The organism is Candidatus Cloacimonadota bacterium (assembly GCA_021734245.1).
GTDB lineage: Bacteria > Cloacimonadota > Cloacimonadia > Cloacimonadales > TCS61 > B137-G9.
The window spans coordinates 1-7,824 of the sequence record JAIPJH010000113.1; the positions used below are offsets into that span (position 1 = coordinate 1).

8 protein-coding genes are annotated in these 7,824 nt (G+C 37.8%); 5 read left to right on the plus strand and 3 right to left on the minus strand.

Translation table 11 applies throughout. The annotated features are described in order from the left end of the window. From K9N40_12380 to K9N40_12390, 3 genes are all read right to left on the minus strand, one after another. A partial coding sequence (locus K9N40_12380) for an alpha-mannosidase 2c1 (GenBank protein ID MCF7815264.1) occupies positions 1–1,600 on the minus strand: 1,600 nt, incomplete at its 3' end. Between the two features lie 407 nt (positions 1,601–2,007). Beyond that, entirely contained in the window at positions 2,008–2,694 is a 687-nt protein-coding gene (locus K9N40_12385; GenBank protein MCF7815265.1) for a DNA alkylation repair protein, read from the minus strand. A gap of 1 nt (position 2,695) precedes the next feature. Then, positions 2,696–3,922 (minus strand): ATP-binding protein, encoded by a 1,227-nt coding sequence (locus tag K9N40_12390; GenBank protein ID MCF7815266.1) that lies wholly within the window; start codon positions 3,920–3,922, stop codon positions 2,696–2,698. 148 nt (positions 3,923–4,070) lie between these two features. Between K9N40_12390 and K9N40_12395 the strand changes: the two genes are divergently transcribed. The 5 genes from K9N40_12395 (at position 4,071) to K9N40_12415 (ending at position 7,733) form a co-directional block, all read left to right on the plus strand. Next, on the plus strand, positions 4,071–4,628 hold the full coding sequence (locus tag K9N40_12395; GenBank protein MCF7815267.1) for an adenylate kinase: 558 nt from the start codon (positions 4,071–4,073) through the stop codon (positions 4,626–4,628). After that, on the plus strand, positions 4,618–5,874 hold the full coding sequence (locus K9N40_12400; GenBank protein ID MCF7815268.1) for an MFS transporter: 1,257 nt from the start codon (positions 4,618–4,620) through the stop codon (positions 5,872–5,874). The genes K9N40_12395 and K9N40_12400 overlap by 11 nt, the downstream gene beginning before the upstream one ends. Beyond that, positions 5,874–6,272 (plus strand): DUF6265 family protein, encoded by a 399-nt coding sequence (locus tag K9N40_12405; protein MCF7815269.1) that lies wholly within the window; start codon positions 5,874–5,876, stop codon positions 6,270–6,272. Before K9N40_12400 ends, K9N40_12405 begins: the two co-directional genes overlap by 1 nt. 43 nt (positions 6,273–6,315) lie before the next feature. Then, a complete protein-coding gene (locus tag K9N40_12410) occupies positions 6,316–6,651 on the plus strand; it encodes a hypothetical protein (protein MCF7815270.1) in 336 nt (111 codons plus the stop codon). A gap of 62 nt (positions 6,652–6,713) precedes the next feature. Continuing rightward, positions 6,714–7,733: a PEGA domain-containing protein gene (locus tag K9N40_12415; protein MCF7815271.1), complete on the plus strand. Its 1,020-nt coding sequence runs from the start codon at positions 6,714–6,716 to the stop codon at positions 7,731–7,733. Positions 7,734–7,824 lie beyond the last annotated feature (91 nt).

Sequence of the window (7,824 nt, forward strand, 5' to 3'; positions counted from 1 at the left end):
GTAATTCTCCTGCCAGCACTCCCAGAAATTCTACATCGTGCAGTTTCTGTTCGAGTTTGCGATTATGTTTTTTCATTAAACTCTGGGTTGTGTAAGTTCCGCGATGCAGTTCCAGATAAAGTTCTCCTACCCAGGTTGGCAGTTTCTCGGCTGGAATCTCTGCAATCTTATCAAAAAATTCCTTAGCAAAAGCGAATTTGAATCTGGGAACTCCTTCCAGATTTTGCTGGAGCAATCCCATTTCGATATGTTCAAAAGAAGGTCCGCCCCCGCCGTCTCCAATTCCATACAGATTCAAAAATTCATCGGAAACATCATTCTGAGCATAACGTTTTTCGCTGGCGATCATTTGAGATGGTAGATTTGCCAGATTGTAATCGTTGGTCGGCAGAAAATGCGTAAGAATTTTAGTTCCATCGATGCCTTCCCAATAAAAAGTGTGATGCGGGAAAATATTGGTTTCATTCCAACTGATCTTTTGGGTCATAAAAACATCCACACCGCATTTTTTGAGGATTTGCGGAAGAGCAGCACTGTAACCGAATACATCCGGCAGCCACAGATTTTTCACATCAATGCCGAATTCTTCCTGATAAAATCTTTTGCCGTACATACACTGCCGAATCAGAGCTTCTCCACCAGCCAGGTTCATGTCCGGCTCCACCCACATTGCTCCCTGAACTTCCCACCTGCCATCGGCAATTGCCTGCTTAACTCGCTCGTAAAGCTGCGGATAATCGGTTTTTATCCATTCATAGAGTTGCGGTTGGGAAGCACCGAATTTATATTCGGGATATTCTTCCATCAATTTGAGAGCTGTGGCAAAAGTTCTGCCGCCTTTTCTTTTTGTTTCCCGCACTGGCCAGAGCCAGGCCAGATCAAGGTGTGCGTGACCGATGGAATATGCCGTCAAAGAACTTGTATTGGCAGGGTTGGAAAGCAGATCGGAAGTGATTTCCAGACATTTTCCAATCCCTTTGCCATCGTTCCAGGCATTGCAAACTTCGTTCAAACCATAAATAATTTTATTGCGTCGAGGTGAATTCTCCTGCAAAGATTCAAACAGATTTATCAGCACTTTCAAGTCCAGATCAAGTTTGATAATATCACGATTTACAATAACTATTTCTGCCTGCTGCAGACGATAATCATTCTGCCCGGAACCAAAAAGTCCATTTGCTCCAGCTTCTACCAATAGATCAACTTCTTCTCCGCCTTCCGCGTTATCAAAAAGCGGTACAAAATATTTTCCTGATCGCAAATCCCAATGAATTTTGTTGGTTAGACCCAGCCAGGGAGAACCATCTTTCCACACGCATCCTTCCCCGTTCAGATCGAAGAGAGCACCTACTTCTTTACCCCGGAATTCTGTTGGAATTTTTCCAACAAATTTAAACCAGGCACAACCCCAGAGTTCGCCCCATTCTTCACCAATTTTTATTGCTTTGAATTCTGATTTCAGAGCAGTTCCGTAGGGAATCGGATCGATTTTATCATAAATAAAAGAAGCGGAAAGCGGCTTGGGATCGGTATATCTGAGTTTATTGATTCTATCGGCAAAACGCTGGATGCGCTGAATATAAATTTTTTCTCTCTGCATTTAAAACACCTTTATTAATTATTATGGAATGAAAATGAAAAAGGGAAGTTTGATGGCAAGGAAATTCAACCACGAATTTCACAAATTGTCACTTAAAGTAGCTCACTGATTTGCACAGATGAACACGGATAGTATTCTTAACATTGAACAAATACAAATTTATATCTTATGAGGATTTTCTAATATAGACTTTCTGAAGAATCTGTTTTAATAAATGACAAAATGTCCCTAATCAGCATTTTTTTTGAGATAAAATAGATTTGTTCTAAGTTATGAAAAGAGTCTTGCGATAAGTCGGATATGATCTATTTTAACTGTATCGAAGGTTCACGCTTCTCTCGACATTGTGATGAAATAATTTGACACTCAAACCTTGCGAAGGTCGATCAAGCAAGAAGTTCGAATACCTACGCAAGGTATCCTTGATTCTTAAGCCATTTATATGCTTCCCGTTTGCTCAGTTTTGGCCGTTCATTATTTTCCACAAAATTGATAACAGCATCTGCATCGGTTTTAGAATATTCCCGCAAAGCCCAGCCGATCGCTTTTTGAATGAAAAATTCATCACTTCCTGCCAGGCTCATAATTATTCCACCCAGCAGCATAACATCGGTTTTTTCTTTGTAATGAAGCTGGAATAAAAGGCAGGTTCTCTGCAGCCACATATTTCCGCTTTTCATCCACTTTCCAATGTACTTGTCTCGTAATTCCGGGAACCTTTTAAAATGCTCTCCAACCAGCCAACTGGCAATGCCATCCACACTGTCCCACCATGATTTTTCTTTGATTAAGAATTCGTAAAGCTGGATGAAATCCTTATCCACTTTGTCTTTGAATTTTCGCAAAAGTCCAATCGCAAAATATTGATATTCTCTTTCCGGCAAATCCCAAAGCTCCCGAATAATTCCCTCCAATTCAGATATTTCGGGATAGCCGTTTTTTTTGAAAAATTCTTTCGAAAGTTCTTTTCTCAAGGGTGTTTTTATTCCTAAATACGGAAACAGATTTTTCATGTATTTTTTCATTGGTTCCGCATTAGCTGGATCGGCTTTTTGGCGGAAGGTAGCGATCAGGGGATTTAAATATTTATTCATTCTATTCCTTTCCTTCTTCGATTTTCCAATTTTCTCTCTCGATCAATTCTTCATACATATCATAAATATGAGTATAGTTTTTGATAATTGTGTTTTTGAAGGTGATCTCCTGATTACCAGCATAGATTAATCCACCACATTTATGTTTGTCCGAAAGTTTGCGAAAGAAATTCAATCCTTTAAAAAAGGAATCATTTAACGATTGGCCGGATTTGATTTCCACTGGAACGGCACCAAAGCCAGTTTCGATGATCAGATCAATTTCGTTCAAATTGCTATCTCTGAAAAAATAGTAATTATTCCTTTGAGCACGATGAAAATGATATTTTGTAAATTCTGACATTACAAAAGTTTCAAAGATCTCCCCTCTCAGCGGATGGGTTTCCAATTGTTTTTCAGAATGAATTCCAAGCAAATAACATACTAATCCTGTATCAAAAAAATATAGTTTAGGTGAACGAATAATCCTTTTTTTCATATTTTTGAAATAAGGTCTAAACCTATAAAGAATAAAACTGGCTTCAAGAATTGTTAGCCATTCTTCGACTGTTGGTTGAGAAATTCCACATTCATTTGCCAAAGATTCTTTATTCAATATTCTCCCTGTTCTTCCAGCACATAAATTTAAGAAATTTTGAAACTTAGTTAAACTTGCAATGTTTTTTATTTGTCTCACATCTCTTTCGACATATGAAGTAACATATGACGGATAGTACTCTGAAGGTGGAATTTTCCTATCAAATATTGCCGGATACATACCATTGAATAGAACTTCTTCAAGTTTTATTGAATTCTGTTTATAGAGCTCTTTATAAGAAAATGGAAGTAGTTTTATGGTTGCCATTCTTCCTGCCAAAGATTGTGTAATATTGTGCATATATTCATATTGATTACTACCAGTCAAAATAAACTGGCCCATCATTTTTTTTTTATCAACAATTACTTGAATGTAGGAAAAAAGATCCGGAACACGTTGCACTTCATCAATTATTACTCCATTATCATATTGCTGAAAAAACCTGTACGGATCATCTGTTGCTAATTTTCTATTCCTAGGATCTTCCAAACTAACATAAGGGTAATTTTTATATGCTGCACGAACAAGCGTTGATTTCCCTGATTGTCTTGGTCCCGTCACACTAACAACAGGAAAATAGGTTGCTAATCTTTTAAGTATGGCTGCAGATTCTCTTATAATCATTACCCCCCCTATTTTATGCAATATCAATTTCCAAACTTATAATTACATAAATTTTGTCAACTTCTTATTCTTCATTCTTTTGTAAACCTCGATTTGTTAAGATCAATTGACAGATTATTTCCTCTTATTTGTTAACAAATTGACAATAATCACGTTTTTATTCTGTTGGAAAACAATGAAAAAAGGTAATGAAAAAAGCAAATTGCGATATATGGTCGTGGGAACCAGCTGTTCCGGCAAAACGACTTTTGCAGATAAACTATCCAAAATATTATCCATTCCACACATTGAGATGGATCGGTTGCATTGGGGACCAAACTGGTCACCTAAAGCAGATTTTGCTGAGAAACTGGCACAAGAAGTAGATCAACCAAATTGGATCATTGATGGAAATTATCGCATTGTACGCCAACTTACTTTTGAAAAAGCAAGTGTAGTTTTCTGGTTGAATTATCCATTCTGGCTGGTTTTTGGAAGGGCTCTAAAACGAACTTTGCCTCGTGTTTTTCTGGGAAAAACTATCTATGCTGGAAACAGAGAAACTTTTTTTACTACATTTTTTTCATCAGATTCCATTTTGTGGTGGGTAATTAAAACTCATAGACAAAGACAGATCGAATATTCTGCCCTTTTCGCATCCAATAAATATCCAAATCTGAAAGTTATCGAACTCCGTCATCCCATAGAAGCTGAAGAAATGCTAAAAAAGATAAGGAAAAACCATGAAATTTAAACAGCTTAACACCAACGTAAAACTCTCTTTTATTTTCGAAGCTCTGCAATCCTTTGGTCGCGGCATCTGGATGGGAAATATCTTTAGCTTGTATGTGGTTATTTTCGTGGAAAATTCTCAAGGTGTGTTCGGTTATACTCCCAACGAACTACTGGGAATCACGGCTGGAGCATCAGGAATTGCCATGACTGCTATCGTCTTTCCTTCCGGATTTTTGGCCGATAAATTTCCTCGACAATTAATGCTGAAAACTGCTGCTTTGGTAGGCATTATCGCAATGCTGACTTTAGCTTTGGCAGAAAGTATTTTCATGATCCTGGTTGCGATGCTTTTATGGGGAGCTTTTCAAGGAATAACCCGACCTGCTTTTGAAGCTATTCTGGCAGATTCACTGAAGAGTGGAAGTCGCTCGGGAATTTATGCAAAAATTCATTTAACTCGTCAGTTTTTTATGGCTTCCGGTCCCTTTTTAAATGTGATTTTATTCTTCATTTTAGGAGATAAATGGGATATTTCCATTTTGAAATCCGTAATGCTGGTGGGAATTATTATTTCGATGGCATCAACTTTTGTGCTTTTCCTGTTTAAAGATTCACATTCGATGGGCGAGGAGAGTGAATCGTTATTCAACAATAATCTCGAAAATAGCAATTCGAAACAGAATTCAAAACTCACCAAAAAAATTCCAATTTTGCTGGTAACTTCGAACGTAATAATTGGTATGGGTGCTGGAATGACGATCAAGTTCTTCCCGGTTTTCTTTCGTTCTATTTATGGAATGAAGCCAATTTCAGTACAATTGATAATGGGTTTCACCTTTATTTTTACAGGAATTTTCGGAATGCTGGCACAAAAGTTTTCACTTAAAAAAGGCAGAGGAGAAATGATCTTTGTTGTTCAATTTCTGGCAACTTTGTGTTTGATCGGCATTGGTTTTTATCCGGCAGTTGTTTTATTGATTCCACTTTTTATTCTACGAGGATCACTGATGAATGCTGCTCAACCACTTTCTCGCTCAATTTTGATGGATGTAGTTCCCAAAAGGCATCGCGGAAAATGGAATTCGGTGGAAACAATTGCCTGGGGTTTGTTTTGGAATGCTTCTGCGGTAATTGGCGGATTTTTGATCGGCGACAACAACTTTCAACGCTGCTTCTTCATCACAGCAGGAATTTATCTGATTGGAACAATTCCGATTTTGATGCTGATCCCACTGGTTCATAAAGAAATCTCACAGGAGAAATAATGAAGATCGCTGATCTAAATGGATTAACTGGTTCATGGCTTTGCAAAAACGAAAAATCAGAAACAGAAGAATTCTGGCTTCCCAGCAAAGGAAACATGATGCTTGGTTTGAATAGAACTGTGGCAAATTCAGGAAAAACTGCCTTTGAATTCCTGAGAATTTTCCAGCAAAATAGCGATATTTTTTACTCTGCCAATCCGAATGGCAGAGAAGCAACTCTTTTCAAATTAGTAAAATGTGAAGAAAATAAAATTATCTTTGAGAATCCTGAACATGATTTTCCACAAAGAATAATTTATGCATTCCAAACAGAAAAAGAAATGACGGCTCGCATCGAAGGTAAAGTGGGCGGAAAACTAAAATTCGGTGAATGGAAATTTTCTAAGGTTGACAGATGAAAACCATCTGTTGGAATTTTGCTCGAAAGTGAAGGAGATGAAAATGGAGAAATTTAAAGTTTGCCCAAACTGCCAGAAAGAATGGGAAACGAGAAGTGATTTTATCTACGATCCGGAAATCGAGATCATCGGTTATCAAGTTCATTTTAAGGATTTGGAAAGAGGTTTTTTTCTGTTCAATCATTCTTGTAATGGAACCATGTCTATTCAAGTTGACGCTTTCAGCGATATGTATAAAGGTCCGATCTTTGAAGAGAAATTGACCGGCAGCGATCAATGTCATGGTCTTTGTCTGCATCAGAGCAACTTGAAACCCTGTCCTGAAAAATGCGAATGTGCTTATGTTCGTGAAGTAATTCAAATTGTAAAAAATAAATGATTTGACATTCATTTTGCGCAAAAGTTATTTTAATCTGAAATAATAAAAAGGAAGGAGAAATCATGAAAAGGACTTTTCTAATAATATTTTTAATCGTTATTGTTGGCTTGTTTGCCAAGCAATTTCAACTTACAGAATTTCGTTCCCTGCCAGCTGATTTTCATGCGGAACGCAACTCTGTGCTGGATATGGACATGGAATATTGTGCAGCTGTCAAAGTGGAATGCGATGTGCCTACAGACCTGAATCTGAAACAGAAAGTATACAAACGAGAAAACATCGCATCGGGTGTGTATTATTTTTTCGTTTCTGCTCGTGAACAGCAGATCACATTTGAAGCTCCCGATTACGAACCACTCACAGTCGATGTTCCGGAAGGCGGCCTGGAAAAAGGAGTTACCTATTATGCACGTTTGGAAAGCATAGATGATGTCATCATTACTTTGAATATTTATCCGTCGCCGGATCGGGTCAGCATCAACGAAAAACTGATCAGCAAAAGCAAAGTGATGATAGCTCCGGGAAGCTATCGACTGCAAATTGAAAAAGCCGGTTTCGAACCGATCGATGAAGAGATCTCAGTCGGCAAAAACAACACTTATTTTAACTACACATTAGCAAAGATCGGACAGGAAAAAGTTGTGGTTGTGGAAAAAGAACCAATTGAAGAACCTGTAATGGAAACAGATGAACCGGCAGAATTCAAATTGGAACGCTTCGATGTTGTTTACGAAATAACTTCCTGCGAAATGTATGAAAAGCAGATAGTGATCGAGCTGATGATCGAGAATATTGGGGATGATCGTGAAGTAACCATCCTGGGATGGAGAGGATTCAGAACCAGAATGTTCGATGATGCCGGAAATGAATTCTTCCCAGCCAAATTCAATTTTGCCAATAAGACCAATAACGGCGATATCACAATTATGATGGTAAATGGCGTTCCAACTAAAGCAAGTTTGATCTTTCGAGATATCAATAATAGCGCCGAAAAAATTGTTAAACTCGATCTGGGTATCTGGATGCAGGAATCGGATAGCTTCCGCATGACTTTCCGGGATATTCCCATGGAGAAAAAATAAGCTTTGCAACTAACAGAACGAACAACAGCGAATTATTAAATGTTTGCGGTTGTTCGTTTTTTTCATATGAATCAAGAAAATTCTTAAATTT